The 18391-nt window shown below is 70.0% G+C and carries 16 protein-coding genes; 11 read left to right on the plus strand and 5 right to left on the minus strand.

What is annotated here, in order from left to right; translation table 11 throughout:
* Positions 1–112: 112 nt before the first annotated feature.
* The 3 genes from V5F67_RS04485 to V5F67_RS04495 all read right to left on the minus strand — a co-directional run bounded on the left by V5F67_RS04485 (position 113) and on the right by V5F67_RS04495 (position 2953).
* Positions 113–1117: an MBL fold metallo-hydrolase gene (locus V5F67_RS04485; RefSeq protein WP_394018786.1), complete on the minus strand. Its 1005-nt coding sequence runs from the start codon at positions 1115–1117 to the stop codon at positions 113–115.
* A 133-nt stretch (positions 1118–1250) separates the two neighbouring features.
* Positions 1251–2267 carry an amino acid ABC transporter substrate-binding protein gene (locus V5F67_RS04490; protein WP_394018784.1) on the minus strand — a complete coding sequence of 339 codons (1017 nt, stop codon included), beginning with the start codon at positions 2265–2267 and terminating at the stop codon, positions 1251–1253.
* A 56-nt stretch (positions 2268–2323) separates the two neighbouring features.
* The gene (locus tag V5F67_RS04495; protein ID WP_394018782.1) at positions 2324–2953 is read right to left on the minus strand and encodes a L,D-transpeptidase; all 630 of its coding nucleotides are present in this window, start codon (positions 2951–2953) and stop codon (positions 2324–2326) included.
* Between the two features lie 436 nt (positions 2954–3389).
* Between V5F67_RS04495 and V5F67_RS04500 the strand changes: the two genes are divergently transcribed.
* Positions 3390–4139 carry a YebC/PmpR family DNA-binding transcriptional regulator gene (locus V5F67_RS04500; protein ID WP_394018780.1) on the plus strand — a complete coding sequence of 250 codons (750 nt, stop codon included), beginning with the start codon at positions 3390–3392 and terminating at the stop codon, positions 4137–4139.
* An 82-nt stretch (positions 4140–4221) separates the two neighbouring features.
* On the opposite strand, the gene V5F67_RS04505 is transcribed toward V5F67_RS04500, so the two are convergent.
* Positions 4222–4662 carry a MerR family transcriptional regulator gene (locus V5F67_RS04505; protein ID WP_394018778.1) on the minus strand — a complete coding sequence of 147 codons (441 nt, stop codon included), beginning with the start codon at positions 4660–4662 and terminating at the stop codon, positions 4222–4224.
* A gap of 251 nt (positions 4663–4913) precedes the next feature.
* On the opposite strand from V5F67_RS04505, the gene V5F67_RS04510 reads away from it, so the two are divergent.
* From V5F67_RS04510 to ruvA, 4 genes are all read left to right on the plus strand, one after another.
* Positions 4914–7448 (plus strand): hypothetical protein, encoded by a 2535-nt coding sequence (locus V5F67_RS04510; RefSeq protein WP_394018776.1) that lies wholly within the window; start codon positions 4914–4916, stop codon positions 7446–7448.
* A 286-nt stretch (positions 7449–7734) separates the two neighbouring features.
* The gene (gene ruvC / locus V5F67_RS04515; protein ID WP_394018774.1) at positions 7735–8244 is read left to right on the plus strand and encodes a crossover junction endodeoxyribonuclease RuvC; all 510 of its coding nucleotides are present in this window, start codon (positions 7735–7737) and stop codon (positions 8242–8244) included.
* A 28-nt stretch (positions 8245–8272) separates the two neighbouring features.
* Positions 8273–8698 carry an anthrone oxygenase family protein gene (locus V5F67_RS04520; RefSeq protein WP_394018772.1) on the plus strand — a complete coding sequence of 142 codons (426 nt, stop codon included), beginning with the start codon at positions 8273–8275 and terminating at the stop codon, positions 8696–8698.
* A 19-nt stretch (positions 8699–8717) separates the two neighbouring features.
* Positions 8718–9335, plus strand: coding sequence for a Holliday junction branch migration protein RuvA (gene ruvA / locus V5F67_RS04525; RefSeq protein ID WP_394018770.1), 618 nt, complete (start codon positions 8718–8720; stop codon positions 9333–9335).
* A 44-nt stretch (positions 9336–9379) separates the two neighbouring features.
* Here the strand turns inward: ruvA and V5F67_RS04530 are convergent, their stop codons facing one another.
* The gene (locus tag V5F67_RS04530) at positions 9380–9910 is read right to left on the minus strand and encodes a flavin reductase family protein (protein WP_394018768.1); all 531 of its coding nucleotides are present in this window, start codon (positions 9908–9910) and stop codon (positions 9380–9382) included.
* Between the two features lie 211 nt (positions 9911–10121).
* Here V5F67_RS04530 and V5F67_RS04535 point away from each other — a divergent pair, with 211 nt between their 5' ends.
* From V5F67_RS04535 to rpoB, 6 genes are all read left to right on the plus strand, one after another.
* A complete protein-coding gene (locus V5F67_RS04535) occupies positions 10122–10904 on the plus strand; it encodes an alpha/beta fold hydrolase (RefSeq protein WP_394018766.1) in 783 nt (260 codons plus the stop codon).
* A gap of 217 nt (positions 10905–11121) precedes the next feature.
* Positions 11122–11571, plus strand: a complete 450-nt coding sequence (gene rplK / locus V5F67_RS04540) for a 50S ribosomal protein L11 (RefSeq protein WP_394018764.1) — start codon at positions 11122–11124, stop codon at positions 11569–11571.
* Between the two features lie 5 nt (positions 11572–11576).
* Complete coding sequence (gene rplA / locus V5F67_RS04545) at positions 11577–12278, plus strand: 50S ribosomal protein L1 (RefSeq protein ID WP_394018762.1); 702 nt, start codon at positions 11577–11579, stop codon at positions 12276–12278.
* A 694-nt stretch (positions 12279–12972) separates the two neighbouring features.
* A complete protein-coding gene (gene rplJ, locus V5F67_RS04550) occupies positions 12973–13491 on the plus strand; it encodes a 50S ribosomal protein L10 (protein ID WP_121623025.1) in 519 nt (172 codons plus the stop codon).
* 72 nt (positions 13492–13563) lie between these two features.
* Positions 13564–13941, plus strand: coding sequence for a 50S ribosomal protein L7/L12 (rplL, locus tag V5F67_RS04555; protein ID WP_394018760.1), 378 nt, complete (start codon positions 13564–13566; stop codon positions 13939–13941).
* A gap of 271 nt (positions 13942–14212) precedes the next feature.
* Positions 14213–18289, plus strand: coding sequence for a DNA-directed RNA polymerase subunit beta (gene rpoB / locus V5F67_RS04560; RefSeq protein ID WP_394018758.1), 4077 nt, complete (start codon positions 14213–14215; stop codon positions 18287–18289).
* Positions 18290–18391: the final 102 nt, after the last annotated feature.

Consider the following 18391-nt stretch of genomic DNA (forward strand, 5'->3'; position numbering starts at 1 on the left):
GCCTTCGGCCCGGCGTTCGGCCTAGAAGGCCCGACCTCGGATCGCCCGTCAATTCAATGATAGAGAACGCGTCATCCGATCAGCTTGCGTTGCCAGCCGATCGGCGCGTGCTCTAAAGCGCCGACGGGTTCCACAGCACCGGCACGTAGCGGAAGCCGTCGCCGGCCTTCTCCAGGTGCGCCACCGCCGGGAACGGAAAGTGGTAGCCGGCGATCTTCGTGCGGTCGGCGGCGATGCGGTCCAGCGTCGCCTTGCGCACCTCGGCCGCCTTCGCCCCGTCCATGTCGAACTGCACCTGCCAGGACGGGTTCGCCACGAACAGCGCGGCGATGTTGGTGAGGTCCGACTGGATGAACATCTCCTCGAAATTGGATTCGAGCGCGAACGAGGTGTGGCCCGGCGTGTGGCCGGGCGTGCCCATCGCCTTGAGGCCGGGCGCCACCTCCTTGTCCCAGGCGTAGCGCTCCACCTTGCCCTCGAAGGGCTTGAACACCCGCCGCACGTTCTGGAACGAGGGCTTCATGGCGTCCGGCGCGCGGCTCATCTGGCCCTCGTCCATCCAGAACGCCCATTCCGCCTCGGGCACCATCACCTGCGCCTTGGGGAAGGCGGGCGTGCCGTCCGGCAGCACCAGGCCGTTGATGTGGTCGCCGTGGAAGTGGGAGATGACGATCTGGTCGATCGCCTCGGGCTTCACGCCGAGCGTGCCGAGCGTGCCGCGCAGCTGGCCCACCGCGCCGGGCTCGCCGCCATTGCCGGTATCGATCAGCACCTGGCGGCCGCCGATGTTCAGCAGCAGCACGTTGAAGGGAATGGAGAGCTGCGCCTCGTCGAGGAACGCCGCCTTCAGCGCCGCCTTCACCGTCTCCGGCGGCTGGTTGCGCACGAAGCCGGCGGGCAGGGGGAAGGTGCGCATGCCGTCGGCGACGGCGGTGATCTCCACGTCGCCCACCTTGTAGCGGTAGGCGCTCGGCACCTGCTTGCCGGCGGCGGGCGCCGGGGTGGGTGTCTGGGCATGCGCGGGCGCCGGGAGGCCGGCGGCCCCGAGGCCTGCGGCTCCAAGTCCGGCGAGGGCGGCGGAGCCGGCGAGAAGGGTACGGCGGGAGAAGCTGGGCATGGTTCCTCCGGGCGCTTGGCGCACCTTGATCTGACTGGAGGGAAACTAGATGCCGCAACGGAAAAGCGCCGCTCACATGCCTGCGAGCGGCGCCATTTTCAGGGAGCGGCGGTGCCGGCCGGGCCGGCGGCGGTCAGCGCATCGGCGGGGCGTACTGGATGCCGCCCATGCTCCAGAGCTGGTTCACCCCGCGCGGGATGCCGAGCTTGGAGGAGGCGCCCACGTTGCGCTCGAAGCTCTCGCCGTAATTTCCCACCGCCTTGACGATGCGGGCGGCGAAGTCGTTGGAGAGGCCCAGCTCCTCGCCCAGCTTGCCCTCGAGGCCGAGCAGGCGCTTGACGTCCGGCTTCTGGGACTGGAGCGCGGCATCGAGATTGGCGGTGGTCACGCCCAGCTCCTCGGCGTTCAGCATGGCGTAGAGCGACCACTTGACGACGTTGAACCACTGGTCGTCGCCCTGGCGCACCACCGGGCCGAGCGGCTCCTTGGAGATGACGTCCGGCAGCACGATGTGGTCGCCCGGCTTCTTCATGTTGAGGCGCAGGGCGTAGAGCTGCGACACGTCGGTGGTGAGGGTGTCGCACTTGCCCTCGTCATAGGCCTTCACCATGTCGGCCGAGTTCGGCACCGAGATCAGCTCGAGCTTCATGTTGTTGGTCTTGAAATAGTCCTCGGTCGCGGCGGCGGCGGTGGTGCCGGCCTGGATGCAGACCTTGGAATTGTCGAGCTCCAGCGAGGAGGTCAGCTTGCGCGCGTTCGGCACCAGGAAGCCCTGGCCGTCATAGTAGGAGATGCCGGCGAACAGCAGGCCGAGCTTGGCCTCGCGCTCCAGCGTCCAGGTTGAGTTGCGCGACAGCAGGTCGACCTCGCCCTTCTGCAGCGCCGGGAAGCGCTCCTCGGCGTTGAGCGGCACGAACTTCACCTTGTTCGCGTCGCCCAGGACCGCCGCGGCCACCGCGCGGCACAGGTCCACGTCGAAGCCGGACCAGCGGCCGGAGGCGTCGGGCGCGGAGAAGCCCGGCAGGCCCTTGGAGACGCCGCAGGCCAGCTCGCCGCGGTCCTTGACGCTCTTCAGGGTCTGCTGCGCGTTCGCATTGGTCCCGACGAGCGCGATTGCGGCGCCCGCCAGGAGGGCCAGGATGGTCTTCATGGATGCCCCCGTGGCGATTGGTGTTGGAGCTTGTGACAGGTGCCGCGAGGCCGCCCTCAGAGGGTGGCCTGCTGGCGCACCACAACCTTCGTGCCCACGGGCACGCGCCCGTAGAGATCGATGATGTCGCTGTTGACGAGGCGGAAGCAGCCCGACGACACGGCGTAGCCGATGGTCTGGGGCTGGTTGGTGCCGTGGATGCGGTAGACCGTGCCGCCGATATAGAGCGCGCGGGCCCCCATGGGGTTGCCCGGGCCGCCGGCCATGAAGCGCGGCAGATAGGGCTGGCGCTGGATCATCTCCGGCGGCGGCGTCCAGTCCGGCCATTCGGCCTTGCGGACGATTTCCTTGAGGCCGGACCACTGGAAGCCGTCGCGGCCGACGCCGATCCCGTAGCGCATGGCGCGGTTGTCGCCCTGCACCAGGTAGAGGAACCGCTCGTTGGTGTGGATGACGATGGTGCCGGGCTTCTCGGTGGTGCGGAAATAGACCGGCTGGCGCCGGAACGCCGGCTCGAGCTGGGCTTCGTCGTCCTCGGTGGCGATCATGCCGGGCTGGTCGCCGATGTCCATCACGGCACCGGCGCCGCGGCCGGGCGCCTGGGCGAAAGCTGCGGGGGAGAAGGCGAGGACGCCGGCCTGGAGCAGCACGGCAAGGATGCAGGACTTGAACGTGATCGGCGACATTCCGGCCTCTTCTAGCGTGCGCTCCCGGAGGAAGCGGCTTTCCTGCGTCCGAAGCATCGCGGCATGAGGCCATGCCGCGGCCCGGACGATTGCCGTTGCCCATCCCTCGCGCGCCGGCCGGCTGGAGGTCCCGTCGCGGACCGCCGAGGGTGACGTTGCCTGACGCGCGACCCCGCTTCGACTTAGCCGAGCGCGCGCCGAAGGAAAAGAGGCCAGCGGCATGCGGCCTCCGGCATTTTTGCGGCGGCGGCGATTTTGGCGGTAAGGAGGTAAATGGAACGTGACCGGCGGCCGGCGGCGGTCCCAGCGCGGGGGCCGCTGCGCGCGACCTTGCCCTTGGCCGCGCCGCCCGCCTATAAGGCCCGATCAACTCAACGGGATCGGTCCGGGCAGTCCCTCCCTAGGGCGCGGGACCGACCAAGGGACGGTGGCGGCCATGGCCGGACATTCGCAATTCAAGAACATCATGCACCGCAAGGGGCGGCAGGACGCGGTGCGCTCCAAGCTGTTCTCGAAGCTGGCGCGCGAGATCACGGTCTCGGCCAAGATGGGCCTGCCCGACCCCGGCATGAACGCGCGCCTGCGCGCCGCCATCCTCGCCGCCCGCGCCGAGAACATGCCCAAGGACAACATCGAGCGCGCGATCAAGAAGGCCGCGGGCGCCGACACGGAGAATTACGAGGAGATCCGCTACGAGGGCTACGGTCCCGGCGGCGTCGCCGTGATCGTCGAGGCGCTCACCGACAACCGCAACCGCACCGCCTCCGAGGTGCGCTCCTACTTCACCAAGTCCGGCGGCAACCTCGCCGAGACCGGCGCCGTGTCGTTCATGTTCGACCGCGTGGGCGTGGTGGAGTTCGACGCCAAGGCCGCCTCCGCCGACGACATGATGGAGGCCGCCATCGAGGCCGGCGCCGACGACGTCACCTCGTCCGAGCACGGCCACGAGGTGGTGTGCGCGGCCGAGAGCCTCGCCGAGGTGCAGAAGGCGCTGGAAGCCCGCTTCGGCGAGCCGCGCAAGGCCGCTCTGGCGTGGCGGCCGCAGAATACCGTCGCGGTGGACGACGAGACCGGCGAGAAGCTGCTGCGCCTGGTCGAGACCCTCGAGGACAATGACGACGTCCAGAACGTGGTCGCCAATTTCGAGCTGTCCGAGGCGCTGGTCGCCAAGATGAGCGCGGAGTAGGCGATGAGCGCGGAGTAGGCGCGCACCGGATGCACGCTCAGGGCCGGGGGCGCCGCGATCCGGCGCCCCGAGACCGGTCTCCTCAGGAGATCGAGAGTTCGTGCAGCATGCCCTTGAGCTCGCCGATGGCCTCCTCGATCTCGCCGCGCTGGCGCTCCAGGATGGTGATCTGGTTCACGCAGCGGTCGCGGGTCAGGGCGAGGCTCGCCCGGTCCTTGCCGTCCTTGGCGCCGACCAGGGTCAGGAGCTCGCTCAGCGTGAAGCCGAGGCGCTTGCCCTTGAGGATCAGAGCGAGGCGGTTGCGGTCGGCGTCGCTGTAGAGGCGGCGGGTGCCGTCGCGCTTCGGGTTCAGCAGGCCCTTGTCCTCGTAGAAGCGCAGCGCGCGCAGCGTGGTGCCGAAATCGCGCGAGAGCTCGCCGATGGTGTGGAGGCGCTCGGCGTCCAGCGGACGGGCGCGCAGAACCTGGGCGGCCGGCAGCTCGTGGGCGCCCGCCGTGTCGTGGATCGAAGTCTCGATGGTCATGTTGGCTTTCCCGCAGTCGAATGGGGCGATCAACCCATGCTCGATCAGACATTGGTTTAGCCGCGCCGCGCGTCCGCCGGGAGAAATGCGACCTCCTCTTAGGGAAAGTAACGGTTACACGTCCAGGAATTCGAGGAGTTAACACCTCGTTTACCATGTTGGCCGGATGCTCGGTTGGACGAATCACCGCAATGCGGCGATGGTAAAAGGGTCCTGCGTAAGCGGTTTCCTTTCGCCACGAGGAGGCGGGTATGGAGCGCGTTGCGCGTGCGGCGCGGGCAGATACGGCCATCCGCTCGGCCATTTACCGGGACCTGAGCCGGGAGCTGGGCGACGAGTTCGACCCGGATACGCCCGCCTGGGATCTGGAGCGGGAGCGGCCCTCCTCGGTGGACGCCATGCGCACCGACATGGATGCGCTGCGCGAGCGGCTCGCCCAGGCGGCGCCGCGCCGGGCGGTCCTGGAGATGGACCGGGCGATCTCGCTTCTGAACCGCCGCTTCGAGGAGATGCGGGTCGCCGGCGACTCGGCGCGCACCAAGGAGAGCCTCGCCATCGGCGAGGAGCTCGGCAAGCTCAGGGCCGCCCTCGACGCCCTGCACGCGCCCGAGCGCTTCCAGGCGCTCGCCGCCGGGGTCGACGCGCTCTCGCGCAAGCTCGACGCGGTCGCCTCCAAGCAGCTCGACCCGGTGGAGATCGTCCGCCTCCAGCGCCAGACCGACGAGATGAAGTCGCTGGCCCAGCGCGCTCTGGCGCCGGGCGGGCTCCAGGACATGGCCGAGCGCATCGCCGCCTGCGCCGACAAGATGATGCGCAGCTCCGAGGATCTCGCCCGCCGCATGGGCGAGGCGACGGCCAAGTTCGAGCTGTCGGCCGAGGCGCTCATGAACAAGGTCGGCCAGTTCGAGGCCAGCTACATCCTCGGCGGCCACGCCAATGCCGAGGAGCTGCGCCGCGGCGTCAGCGCCGAGGTCGGCGCCATCAATGCCCGCCTCGACCGCGTCGCCGCCCAGGTGTCCGCCCTGTCCCCGGCGGCCACCGCCGACATGTCGGCCCGGCTTGGCGCCCTGCTGACGCGCATGGAGCGTGCCGGCGGCAACGTGGACAAGATCGCCGTGGCGCCGCTGACCGAGGCGATGGAGAACCACCTCTCCACGCTCACCGAGCGGGTGCGCGACGCCCAGGCGCGCCTCGGCCAGCTGGACAAGATCGAGGAGGCGGTCGCCCGCGTCGCCGGCGAGATGGAGCGCGTGCGCGCCGCCGCCACCGAGGCCGCGGCCGAGGCCGCCGAGGCGGTGGCGCTCAAGATTTCCGAGAATGCCGACGGCCCGGCCGTGCTCGGCATCAAGCGCGGCCTCGCGGTGCTGGAGGCGCGCCAGGAGGAGATGGAGCGCCGCATCGCCGACGCCTTCGACGCCGATGCCGGGGACCGTGCGCCTCTCGGCCGCGCCGCGCACGACGACGGCCTGTGGACCGCCGGTGCGGGTGGCGTCGAGGAGGCGGTGGTCCAGGAGGAGCCGGCCCCGCGCCAGCCGCGCGCGAAGCCCTCCGACGCCCCGCGCCAGGCCCGCAAGGGCGCCGCCGATCCGGCCGCCGCCGAGGCCAGGGCCCGCGCGCGTGAGGAGGCGCGGGCGCAGGATGAGGCAAGAACGCAGGAGACGAGAGCGCAGGAGGCCAGAGCCCATGAGGCCAGAGCCCATGAGGCGCGGGCCCAGGACGGGGCCGCCGAGCCCCAGGGAGAGCGGCCGCGCCGCGTGCGCATCGATCCGGCGGTGGAGCCGCGCGCCCGTGCCATGCCGCAGGATGATCTCGATATGCCTGGCCCGCAGGCCGAGCGCCGGGTGGACTGGAGCATCGGCGGCGCCGAGCGCCGCCTGCGCCGGGATCGGGCGCGCAAGGAGCGCCTGTCGAGCACGCAGCGCCGGGAGCGGCGCCGTCGCGCCACCCTCAAGGTCCTGGTGGCGGCCGCGGCCCTACTCATTCTGATCTCGGGGGCGGGGCTCGCGCTCCAGGCGGTGTCCAGCCTCGTGCCGGGGCTCGGCGCGGCCGTGGACGGCGTCAAGACGCAGGTCTCCGGCCTGCTGTTCAGCCCGGTGCGGGACCTGCCGGCGCCGGTCGGCCCGGCCGCGCTCCAGGCCGCCGCGCGCGCCGGCGACGTGGCGGCGGCCTATGCGGTGGGCGTGCGCTACGCCGACGGCATCGGCACCGGCGCCGATCCCAAGGCGGCCGAGAAGTGGCTCGCTTACGCGGTCTCGGCCGGCTCGGCGCCCGCCGCCTACCGGCTGGGCAGCCTCTATGACAACGTCTCGCGCAACCTCGGCGAGGCGCGGCGCTTCTACGAATGGGCCGCCGGCCAGGGCAATGTGCGCGCCATGCACAATCTGGGCGTGGTCTACTCCCAAGGGATCGACGGCAAGCCCGACTGGACGCGCGCCATCGAGTGGTTCCGCAAGAGCGCGGAGATGGGCCAGGCGGACAGCCAGTACAATCTCGGCGTGATCTATGCCCGCGGCCTCGCCGGCACCGCCGACCTCGCGGAGGCGTGGAAGTGGTTCGCGCTCGCCGCGAGCCAGGGCGACGCCGACAGCGCCACCAAGCGCGACAGCCTGATCGCCCGCGCCGATCCCCAGGCCCTGGCCCGCGCCCGGCAGGCGGCGGAGAGCTTCACGCCCATGCCGCTCGATCCGTCCGCCAACTTCGTCGACCTCAAGCCCGACTGGGGCATGGAGAGCGGGTCGAGCACGGTGGCCCGCCAATCCACCACCCCGCCGTCGCGGGCGCTCTGAGGACAAGCGGGCCGATCCCGGCCGGGGGACCTTTCGATTCGATCCCCCTCCTTTTGCCCCGCCGCAGAACCCTCTCCCCGAGGGAGAGGGCAGGGTGAGGGGGTCGGCCGCCGGGATGCGCCGGTCTTCCGACGGATGGCGTTCCCCTCACCCTTCCCTCTCCCCGCCGGGGAGAGGGTATTCTCGCTGCGGCCGCGCGCGGCCTTGGCGCCGGCCCGGTCCCGATTTCCCGCGCCCGCCGTCCGCGCCGCTTTCCTCGCGCGCGCCGCCGGGGCAGCCTTCGCTCATGGCTTCGCACCTGATTCGCATCATCGGCCTCGATCCCGGCCTGCGCCGCACCGGCTGGGGCGTGATCGAGGCCGAGGGCACAAGGCTCTCCTTCCTCGGCTGCGGCACCATCCTGCCGCCCGAGGACGCGCCCATGGGCGCCCGCCTCGCCGCGCTTCACCGGGGCCTGACGGAGGTGCTCGGCCGCTTCTCGCCCGACGAGGCGGCGGTGGAGGAGACCTTCGTCAACATGAATCCCGCCTCCACGCTGAAGCTCGGCCAGGCGCGCGGGGTGGTGCTGCTCGCCCCGGCCCAAGGCGGGCTGCCGGTGGCGGAATATGCGCCGACCCTGGTGAAGAAGAGCGTGGTCGGCGCCGGCCGGGCCGAGAAGGGGCAGGTGCGGATGATGATCTCGGTGCTGCTGCCCAGGGCGCAGCCTGAGACCGAGGACGCCGCCGACGCCCTTGCGGTCGCCATCACCCACGCGCACCATCGCGGCGCGGCGGCGCTGGCGCGGCTGGTGCGATAGGCGCGCCGCCGCGGGCGGGGGAGCGGACATGATCTTCGGGCTACTGGCGCTGGTGGCGGCGGCCGCCTTCACGGGCGCGGCGCTCTACGTCAACGTGGTCGAGCAGCCCGCGCGCCTGGCGCTGACCGAGGCGAGCGCGCTCGCCCAGTTCCGGCCGGCCGACCGGCGCGGCTTCGCCATGCAGGCGGTGATCGTGGTCGCGGCCTTCGCCTTCGGCATGGCCGCCTTCCTCGCGACCGGCGACTGGCATTTCCTCGCCGGCGGCGTGCTGATGCTGGCCAACTGGCCCTATACCTTCATCGGCATCGCGCCCACCGAGCAGCGGCTCATGGCGGCGCAGGCGGACGATCCCGACTGCCGCCGGCTGCTGTCCAACTGGGGCCAGCTCCACATGGTGCGCACCGGCCTCGGCGTGCTCGCCACCTTCATCTTCTTTCTGGCCGTGCTGGGCTGACGGCGCGGCGGAGGCCTCCATGATCGGCAAGCTGAAAGGCGTGGTGGATTCCTACGGCGAGGACCATGTGATCCTCGACGTGAACGGGGTCGGCTACCTGGTCCACTGCTCGCAGAAGACCCGCGACGGCCTGCCGTCGCCGGGGGGCGCGGCGAGCCTGCTCATCGAGACCCATGTGCGCGAGGACCAGATCCGCCTGTTCGGCTTCGCCCGCGAGGCGGAGCGCGACTGGTTCCGCCTGCTCCAGAGCGTGCAGGGCATCGGCACCAAGATCGCGCTCGCGATCCTCTCGACCCTCTCGGCATCCGATCTCGCCGAGGCCATCGCCCTCGGCGACAAGGCGGCGGTCGCCCGCGCGCCGGGGGTGGGGCCGCGGGTCGCCACCCGCATCGTCACCGAGCTGAAGGACAAGATGGGCGGCCTCTCGGCCGGAGCGGTGGAGCTGTCCGACCTCGGCGGCGCGCCGGCGCGCGCGGCCAAGGGCGGCCCGGCCTCGGATGCGGTCTCCGCGCTGGTCAATCTCGGCTACGCCCCGGCCCAGGCCGGCGCCGCCGTGGCCGCCGCTGCCCGCGCGGCCGGGGAGGGCGCCACCACCGAGACGCTGATCCGCCTCGGCCTGAAGGAACTGGCGCGGTAGGGTCGGCCGATCACGGCCGGGCGATCCGGGCGTCCTGTCCACGCTCACGGCATGCGCGAAGGCAGGCGCACGATCTCGCCGTCGACGGCGAAGGTGCCGTAGCCGCGATGGTGCAGCGTGCGCGGCGGGGTGCGCGCGGGCCGGTGCCAGGCCTTCACCACCTCCAGCACGAACAGATTGAAGCGGTTGACGAGCCGCGTGTCGGCGACCCGGCATTCGAGATTGGCGAAGCATTCGTCGATCAGCGGCGCGCCCACCTGCGCGGCGGGCTTCGCGGTGAGGCCGAACTGCGCGAACTTGTCGTGGTCGCGGCCGGAGACGTTGCCGATCCCCACCACCGTCTCGGCCAGCTCCGCCGGCGGGATGGCGATGACGCAGTCCCGCGTCGCCTTCAGCGCCTTGTGGCTGAAGTCGCCGGTGGAGACGATGCAGGCGATCAGCGGCGGGGTGAATTCCACCATCATGTGCCAGGACATGGTCATCACGTTGGCGCGTCCGCCCTGCGCGGTGGCGAGCAGCACCACCGGGCCGGGCTCGATCAATTGGTAGACTTCGGAAAGAGGCAGGTCCTTCATGGCATCCTCCTTCATGACACCCCTCATGACACCCCTCATGGCACCCTCCATGGCACCCTCCATGGCACCCTACAGGAACGGCACGCGCCCCGACGGGGCCGGGGAGCGCGACCGGTGTCACATTATCGCCGCCCGCGCCGGCGTGCCTTGCGCCGGGTCAGGGGGGCACCGTCCGGACCGGGCCTCTCGCAGGGCGCTGGCCGCCGCACTGGTGCTGGCGTTCGCGGCGGCGTCGGCGGCGCGGGCCGACCCCGGCGCCGTGCCGCCCGCCGCGATCGAGAGCCGCGTCGCCGATCTGTCCCTCGCCGGCCACGCCCAAAGGGTGCTGCTGGTCGCCCCCCGAGCACCGCGCGCCGTGCTGGTGATGCTGCCCGGCGGCGCCGGCGATGTGGGCATCCTTCCCGACGGCCGCCTGGCGCACGGCGCCAACTTCCTCGTGCGCACGCGCGCGCGCTTTGCAAGGGCGGGTTTCGCGGTGCTGATCCCGGACGCGGCCGGCACCCGCGACCTGCGCGGCCGGCGCGGCACGCCGGCCTATGGCGATCTGGTGCGGGCGCTCGCCGCCTATGCGGGGAAGGAGACCGGCGCGCCGGTCTTCCTCGCCGGCACCAGCCAGGGCGCCATCGCCGCCGCCAATGGGGCGGCGGGGGCGCCGCCGGGGACGGTGGCGGGGCTGGTGCTCACCGAGGCGGTCTCCATCCGCGGCGGCAGCCGCGAGAGCGTCTTCGACGTGGATCTCGCCGCGGTGCGGGTGCCGGTCCTGATCGTCGCCAACGGCGACGACGCCTGCCCGGTCTCCCCGCCCGACCAGGCGCCGAGGATCGCCGCCGCCCTCACCGGCGCGCCGTCCGTGACGGTGACGGAGGTGTCGGGCGGGCGCGCCGGCAAGGCCTGCGGCTCGCTCTCGCCGCACGGCTACCTCGGCATCGAGGGCGAGGTGGTGGACATCGTCGCGGCCTGGATCGACGCCCGCCTCGCCGCCGCGGCCCGGTAGCGGCCGCAGGGCGGGGCTTCCCTCGCCGGGGGATTTCCTGTATCGGATCGCCCGCGCCGCTTGCCGGCGCACCATACGCGGGAGGCGTGTCCGGTTCGCCAGCCGGAGTGAACGCGCCGCTACCGCGATCCTCGGACAGCGCCGAACCGCGATCAGCCGTCGCGGCGGCGTGCTTTGGCGTTTCCGGCCGGCAGCCGGGACGCCGGGGAGTTCTTCCATGGCGAAGAAAATCGCAGGCTACGTCAAGCTGCAGGTGCCCGCCGGCAGCGCCAATCCGGCCCCGCCGATCGGCCCCGCGCTCGGCCAGCGCGGCCTGAACATCATGGAATTCTGCAAGGCGTTCAACGCCCAGACCGCGCAGCTCGAGAAGGGCATGCCGATCCCGGTGGTGATCACGGCCTACCAGGACCGTTCCTTCACCTTCGAGCTGAAGACCCCGCCGGTCTCCTACTTCCTCAAGAAGGCCGCCGGCCTCGAGACGAAGAAGAAGCCCGGCTCCGGCTCGAAGACGCCCGGCAAGGGCTCCTTCGTCGGCAAGGTCACGCGCGCCCAGCTCGCGGAGATCGCCGAGAAGAAGATGAAGGATCTGAACTGCGAGACCGTTGAGGCCGCCGTCCAGATGATCGAAGGCTCGGCCCGCTCCATGGGCCTCCAGGTTCAGGGGTGAGCGTCATGGCGAAGGAAGGCAAGCGCATCCGCGCCGCCCACGAGGGCATCGACCGCACCAAGCTCTACGGCCTCGACGAGGCGCTGACGCTCCTGAAGGAGCGGGCGACCGCCAAGTTCGACGAGACCATCGAGGTGGCGCTCAATCTCGGCGTCGACCCGCGCCACGCGGACCAGATGGTGCGCGGCGTGTGCAACCTGCCGAACGGCTCCGGCCGCACCGTGCGCGTGGCGGTGTTCGCCCGTGGCGCCAAGGCCGACGAGGCCAAGGCGGCGGGTGCCGACATCGTCGGCGCCGAGGACCTGCTGGAGACCATCCAGGGCGGCAAGATCGAGTTCGATCGCTGCATCGCCACCCCGGACCTGATGCCGCTGGTCGGCCGCCTCGGCAAGGTGCTCGGCCCGCGCGGCCTGATGCCGAACCCGAAGGTCGGCACCGTGACCATGGACGTGAAGGGCGCCGTCGCCGCCGCCAAGGGCGGCGCGGTGGAGTTCCGCGTCGAGAAGGCCGGCATCATCCATGGCGGCGTCGGCAAGGCCTCGTTCCCGGCCGACAAGCTGGCCGAGAACATCCGCGCCTTCGTGGACGCGGTGGTGAAGGCCAAGCCCGCCGGCGCCAAGGGCACCTATGTCCAGCGCGTGGCGGTGTCGTCCACCATGGGCCCGGGCCTCAAGATCGAGCCCGCGACCGTGCTCACCGCCGGCTGATACCGGCGCGGCGTGTTCCGCTGAAGGAGGAGGCTGCCCAGCCGGCAGCCTCCTTTTTCGTTGCTGCGCCTGGATCGAAGCAGCCGCGCCGCGCGGCGGATGTGCGAAAACGGTCGAAGGTCAAGCAAAAAATGCGCCGCGGGTCGTGACAAGCGGCGCGCGAGCCTTTATATGGGCTGTTTCCCGCGCGGCTCCGGCCGGGTGGGATTTTGGATTTTGAGCTTCCGCCTTTGACCGGGCGGAAGGGCTGGGAGGGTTCGCCCGCCCGGCCTTATCGTCTGTCAAGCGCTTGTGGTGTCGATCGTTTCCGGTCGGCGGGCGGCGCTGAAGCAGGCGAAAGTCCTGTCCGAGACTGCAGGCGCCGCGGCGATTTGCCAAGGCTTAATTCTCGCCACCCGCCTCGCCCGAGGCGGACCCTGGGGAGCCCGCATAGACGGGGAAGACCGGAATTTTTGTGCGCCTCCGCCTTGGTGGAGGTGTGGAAGATCGGTTCGAACCAGCGCCTTGCGTTCCGCTCCGGACGTTCGTCCGGCCAGGGGCCGAGGGGACAGGGCATGTGAGCGTCGCTGAAGGCGGCCGGCATGCTTCAAGCGGGAGGAAGCTCCCGCCACAGGCAACCCGGCCGCGGAAGCGGCAAGGCGCAACCGGCGGCATCGCCCTGATGATGCCGCCACAGGCTTAAAGAGAGCCAGACGTGGATCGAGCGGAAAAGCAAGAGCTCGTCACGACGCTTTCGGACGTGTTCAAGAACACGTCCGTCGTCGTGGTGGCCCACTATTCCGGCCTCACCGTGGCCCAGATGCAGGCGCTTCGCCGGCAGATGAAGGCCCAGGGTGCGACCGTGAAGGTGGCCAAGAACCGCCTCGCCAAGATCGCTCTGGAAGGCTCCGACGTCGCCCATGTGGCGTCCCTTCTGAAGGGACCCACCCTGATCGCCTATTCCAGCGATCCGGTGGCGGCGCCGAAGGTGGCCGTCGACTTCGCCAAGACCAACGACAAGTTCGTGATCCTCGGCGGTGCGATGGGCACCACGCCCCTGAACGCGGACGGTGTGAAGGCGCTCGCCACCATGCCGTCCCTCGATGAACTGCGCGCGAAGCTCGTCGGCCTCATCCAGGCCCCGGCGACCAAGATCGCTCAGCTCACCACCGCGCCGGCTGCCAAGCTCGCGCGTGTGTTCGGGGCGTATGCCAAGCAGGACGAAGCGGCGTGAGGCAGCGGCCGCGCATCGCGCGGCCCGATCTCGCAAATCTCAAATTCGAACCTATCTTAAGGACAAACGAAAATGGCTGACCTGACCAAGCTCGTCGACGAGCTCAGCTCCCTGACCGTTCTTGAGGCCGCCGAGCTGGCGAAGCTCCTCGAGGAGAAGTGGGGCGTCTCCGCCGCCGCCGCCGTGGCCGTTGCCGCCGCTCCGGCCGCCGGCGCCGCCGCGCCGGCCGCCGAGGAGCAGACCGAGTTCACCGTGATGCTTGCCGCCGCCGGCGACAAGAAGATCGAGGTCATCAAGGAAGTGCGCGCCATCACCGGCCTCGGCCTCAAGGAGGCCAAGGACCTGGTCGAGGGCGCTCCGAAGCCCGTCAAGGAAGGCGTGGCCAAGGACGAGGCCGAGAAGCTCAAGGCCCAGCTCGAGAAGGCTGGCGCCAAGGTCGAGCTCAAGTGAGCTTTTGGGTCCCGGCTTCGGCCGGGGCCCTTTCCGCCGGCCGGAAGGCGCGGCGGCGCGGGTGAGACGGTTCTCCCGGCAGCCGGACGAGGCCAAGGCCTCAGCGGCTTCCGGGAGAGCCGTCATGGTGCTGGAAGGGGATGGCGCTTCGCCCTCAACCCTTCGCGGCACGGATGGCAGATGAAGGTTCCGGAGCCGGCGCGGCGAGCCCGCCTCTCTCATGAGGCACAAGGGAGCCGGCCCGAGAGGACCAGGACGGACGAGGATCGAGATGGCGCAAACGTTCACCGGTCGTAAGCGGATCCGCAAGTTCTTCGGCAAGATCAAGGAAGTGGCAGAGATGCCGAACCTCATCGAGGTTCAGAAGGCGTCCTACGACCAGTTCCTCCAGATCGAGGAGCCCAAGGGCGGACGCGACGACGACGGCCTCCAGGCCGTGTTCAAGTCGGTCTTCCCGATCTCGGACTTCTCCGGCGCCGCCATGCTCGAATTCGTGCGCTACGAGTTCGAGCCGCCGAAGTACGACGTGGACGAGTGCCGCCAGCGCGGCATGACCTTCGCCGCCCCGCTGAAGGTGACGCTGCGCCTCATCGTGTTCGATGTGGACCCGGACACCGGCGCCAAGTCCGTCAAGGACATCAAGGAGCAGGACGTCTACACCGGCGACATCCCGCTCATGACCATGAACGGCACCTTCATCGTCAACGGCACCGAGCGCGTCATCGTCTCGCAGATGCACCGCTCGCCGGGCGTGTTCTTCGACCACGACAAGGGCAAGACCCATTCCTCGGGCAAGCTCCTGTTCGCGGCGCGCATCATCCCCTATCGCGGCTCCTGGCTCGACATCGAGTTCGACGCCAAGGACATCGTCTATGCGCGCATCGACCGCCGCCGCAAGGTGCCGGTGACGAGCCTGCTCTACGCGCTCGGCCTCGACAGCGAGGAGATCCTCGACACCTTCTACGAGAAGATCGCCTTCTCGCGCGCGAAGGACGGCTGGCGCATGCCGTTCGATCCCAAGCGCATGAAGGGCTACAAGGCGGTCTCCGACATGGTCGACGCCGACACCGGCGAGATCGTCGTCGAGGCCGGCAAGAAGCTGACCGTGCGCGCCGCCCGCCAGCTGGCCGAGAAGGGCCTCAAGGCGCTCAAGATCTCCGACGAGGAGATGGTCGGCCAGTACATCGCCGAGGACCTCGTGGACACCGCCACCGGCGAGATCCACGCCGAGGCCGGCGACGAGATCACCGAGAAGCTGCTGAAGACGCTGGAGGAGGCCGGGTACAACGAGATCCCGGTGCTCGACATCGACCACGTCAACACCGGCGCCTACATCCGCAACACGCTCGCCGCCGACAAGAACGTGACGCGCGAGGACGCGCTGTTCGACATCTACCGCGTGATGCGCCCGGGCGAGCCGCCGACGCTCGACAGCGCCCAGGCCATGTTCCACTCGCTGTTCTTCGATCCCGAGCGCTACGACCTCTCCGCGGTCGGCCGCGTGAAGATGAACATGCGCCTCGACCTCGACTGCCCCGACACCGTGCGGGTGCTGCGCCGCGAGGACATCCTCGCCGTCATCAAGACGCTGGTGGAGCTGCGCGACGGCAAGGGCGAGATCGACGACATCGACCACCTGGGCAACCGCCGCGTCCGCTCGGTGGGCGAGCTCATGGAGAACCAGTACCGCGTCGGCCTGCTGCGCATGGAGCGCGCCATCAAGGAGCGCATGTCCTCGGTGGACATCGACACCGTGATGCCGCAGGACCTGATCAACGCCAAGCCGGTGGCGGCGGCGGTGCGCGAGTTCTTCGGCTCGTCCCAGCTCTCGCAGTTCATGGACCAGACCAACCCGCTCTCCGAGATCACGCACAAGCGGCGTCTCTCGGCGCTCGGCCCGGGCGGCCTGACGCGCGAGCGTGCCGGCTTCGAGGTGCGCGACGTGCACCCGACGCACTACGGCCGCATCTGCCCGATCGAGACGCCGGAAGGCCCGAACATCGGCCTCATCAACTCGCTGGCCACCTTCGCCCGCGTGAACAAGTACGGCTTCATCGAGACCCCCTACCGCAAGGTGGTGGACGGCAAGGTGACCGACGAGGTCGCCTATCTCTCCGCCATGGAGGAGGGCAAGTACTACGTCGCGCAGGCCAACATCCCGCTCGACAAGGAAGGCCGCTTCGAGGAGGACCTGATCGTCTGCCGCCATGCCGGCGACGTGCTCCTCGTCACGCCCGACCGCGTGGACTTCATGGACGTCTCGCCGAAGCAGTTGGTCTCGGTGGCCGCGGCGCTGATCCCGTTCCTGGAGAACGACGACGCCAACCGCGCGCTCATGGGCTCCAACATGCAGCGCCAGGCGGTGCCGCTGGTGCGCTCGCAGGCGCCGCTCGTCGGCACCGGCATGGAGGCCGTGGTCGCCCGTGACTCGGGCGCCGCCATCGCCGCCCGCCGCACCGGCGTGATCGACCAGGTGGACGCCACCCGTATCGTCATCCGCGCCACGGAAGAGGCCGACCCGTCCAAGTCCGGCGTCGACATCTACCGGCTGATGAAGTTCCAGCGCTCCAACCAGTCCACCTGCATCAACCAGCGTCCGCTGGTGCGCGTGGGCGACCAGGTGAAGAAGGGCGACATCATCGCCGACGGCCCGTCGACCGAGCTCGGCGAGCTGGCGCTCGGCCGCAACGTGCTGGTCGCCTTCATGCCGTGGAACGGCTACAACTTCGAGGACTCGATCCTGCTCTCGGAGAACATCGTCAAGGAGGACGTGTTCACCTCGATCCACATCGAGGAATTCGAGGCCATGGCCCGCGACACCAAGCTCGGGCCGGAGGAGATCACGCGCGACATTCCGAACGTCTCGGAAGAGGCGCTGAAGAACCTCGACGAGGCGGGCATCGTCTATATCGGCGCCGAGGTGCGCGCCGGCGACATCCTGGTGGGCAAGATCACCCCCAAGGGCGAGAGCCCGATGACGCCGGAAGAGAAGCTGCTGCGCGCCATCTTCGGCGAGAAGGCCGCCGACGTGCGCGACACCTCCCTGCGCCTGCCGCCGGGCGTGCAGGGCACGGTGGTCGAGGTGCGCGTATTCAATCGCCACGGCGTCGACAAGGACGAGCGCGCGCTCGCCATCGAACGCGAGGAGATCGAGCGCCTCGCCAAGGACCGCGACGACGAGCAGGCGATCCTGGACCGCAACGTCTACGGCCGCCTGACCGAGCTTTTGGACGGCAAGGCCGCCATCGCCGGCCCGAAGGGCTTCAAGAAGGACACCAAGGTCACGCGCGACATCCTCGGCGAGTATCCGCGCTCGCAGTGGTGGCTGTTCGCGGTGGCGGACGATGCCCTGATGGCCGAGATCGAGGCCATCCGCGCCCAGTACGACGAATCGAAGAAGCGCCTCGAGCAGCGCTTCCTCGACAAGGTCGAGAAGCTGCAGCGCGGCGACGAGCTGCCACCCGGCGTCATGAAGATGGTCAAGGTCTTCGTGGCGGTGAAGCGCAAGATCCAGCCCGGCGACAAGATGGCCGGCCGCCACGGCAACAAGGGCGTGGTCTCGCGTATCGTGCCGGTGGAGGATATGCCGTTCCTCGAGGACGGCACCAATGTGGACATCGTGCTGAACCCGCTCGGCGTGCCCTCGCGCATGAATGTGGGCCAGATCCTGGAGACCCATCTGGGCTGGGCCTGCGCGGGCCTCGGCCGGCAGGTGGCGCAGGCGGTGGACGCCTATTACGCCAAGCAGGACCTGAAGCCCCTGCGCTCGGCGCTGGAGACCGTCTACGGCAAGCCGGAGATCAGCCAGCTCAAGGACGCCGAGCTGCCCGAGCTGGGCGAGAACCTGCGCAAGGGCGTGCCCATGGCGACCCCGGTGTTCGACGGGGCGCACGAGGCCGACATCGAGCACGAGCTGGAGCGGGCGGGCCTCGACCGGTCCGGCCAGTCCACCCTGTTCGACGGGCGCACCGGCGAGCCGTTCGACCGAAAGGTGACTGTGGGCTATATCTACATGCTCAAGTTGCACCACCTGGTCGACGACAAGATCCATGCCCGCTCCATCGGCCCCTACTCGCTCGTCACCCAGCAGCCGCTGGGCGGCAAGGCGCAGTTCGGCGGCCAGCGCTTCGGCGAGATGGAGGTGTGGGCGCTGGAGGCCTATGGCGCCGCCTACACGCTGCAGGAGATGCTGACCGTGAAGTCGGACGACGTCGCCGGCCGCACCAAGGTCTACGAGGCCATCGTGCGCGGCGAGGACACGTTCGAGAGCGGCATTCCGGAGAGCTTCAACGTGCTCGTGAAGGAAATGCGCTCGCTCGGCCTCAACGTCGACCTGGAAAACACCTGACGGGCCTCGCCCCGTCCTTCCGCTCCCCGAGCGGTGAGCCCGACCGGCGCTTCGGCCGGCCGGGCATTTCGAGACAAGGCCCACTTCGTTTGGGAGCCAGCT

The sequence above is a fragment of the Xanthobacter pseudotagetidis genome, assembly GCF_043194795.2.
GTDB lineage: Bacteria > Pseudomonadota > Alphaproteobacteria > Rhizobiales > Xanthobacteraceae > Xanthobacter > Xanthobacter tagetidis_A.

Excerpts from the sequence above, each read along its gene's own strand:
- V5F67_RS04510 (WP_394018776.1), top strand. The coding sequence starts at position 4,914 with ATGGAGCGCGTTGCGCGTGCGGCGCGGGCAGATACGGCCATCCGCTCG.
- V5F67_RS04500 (WP_394018780.1), top strand. The coding sequence starts at position 3,390 with ATGGCCGGACATTCGCAATTCAAGAACATCATGCACCGCAAGGGGCGG.
- ruvA (WP_394018770.1), top strand. The coding sequence starts at position 8,718 with ATGATCGGCAAGCTGAAAGGCGTGGTGGATTCCTACGGCGAGGACCAT.
- V5F67_RS04485 (WP_394018786.1), bottom strand. The coding sequence starts at position 1,117 with ATGCCCAGCTTCTCCCGCCGTACCCTTCTCGCCGGCTCCGCCGCCCTC.
- V5F67_RS04505 (WP_394018778.1), bottom strand. The coding sequence starts at position 4,662 with ATGACCATCGAGACTTCGATCCACGACACGGCGGGCGCCCACGAGCTG.
- rplL (WP_394018760.1), top strand. The coding sequence starts at position 13,564 with ATGGCTGACCTGACCAAGCTCGTCGACGAGCTCAGCTCCCTGACCGTT.
- V5F67_RS04495 (WP_394018782.1), bottom strand. The coding sequence starts at position 2,953 with ATGTCGCCGATCACGTTCAAGTCCTGCATCCTTGCCGTGCTGCTCCAG.
- rplK (WP_394018764.1), top strand. The coding sequence starts at position 11,122 with ATGGCGAAGAAAATCGCAGGCTACGTCAAGCTGCAGGTGCCCGCCGGC.
- rplA (WP_394018762.1), top strand. The coding sequence starts at position 11,577 with ATGGCGAAGGAAGGCAAGCGCATCCGCGCCGCCCACGAGGGCATCGAC.
- V5F67_RS04530 (WP_394018768.1), bottom strand. The coding sequence starts at position 9,910 with ATGAAGGACCTGCCTCTTTCCGAAGTCTACCAATTGATCGAGCCCGGC.
- V5F67_RS04520 (WP_394018772.1), top strand. The coding sequence starts at position 8,273 with ATGATCTTCGGGCTACTGGCGCTGGTGGCGGCGGCCGCCTTCACGGGC.
- rpoB (WP_394018758.1), top strand. The coding sequence starts at position 14,213 with ATGGCGCAAACGTTCACCGGTCGTAAGCGGATCCGCAAGTTCTTCGGC.
- V5F67_RS04490 (WP_394018784.1), bottom strand. The coding sequence starts at position 2,267 with ATGAAGACCATCCTGGCCCTCCTGGCGGGCGCCGCAATCGCGCTCGTC.
- ruvC (WP_394018774.1), top strand. The coding sequence starts at position 7,735 with ATGGCTTCGCACCTGATTCGCATCATCGGCCTCGATCCCGGCCTGCGC.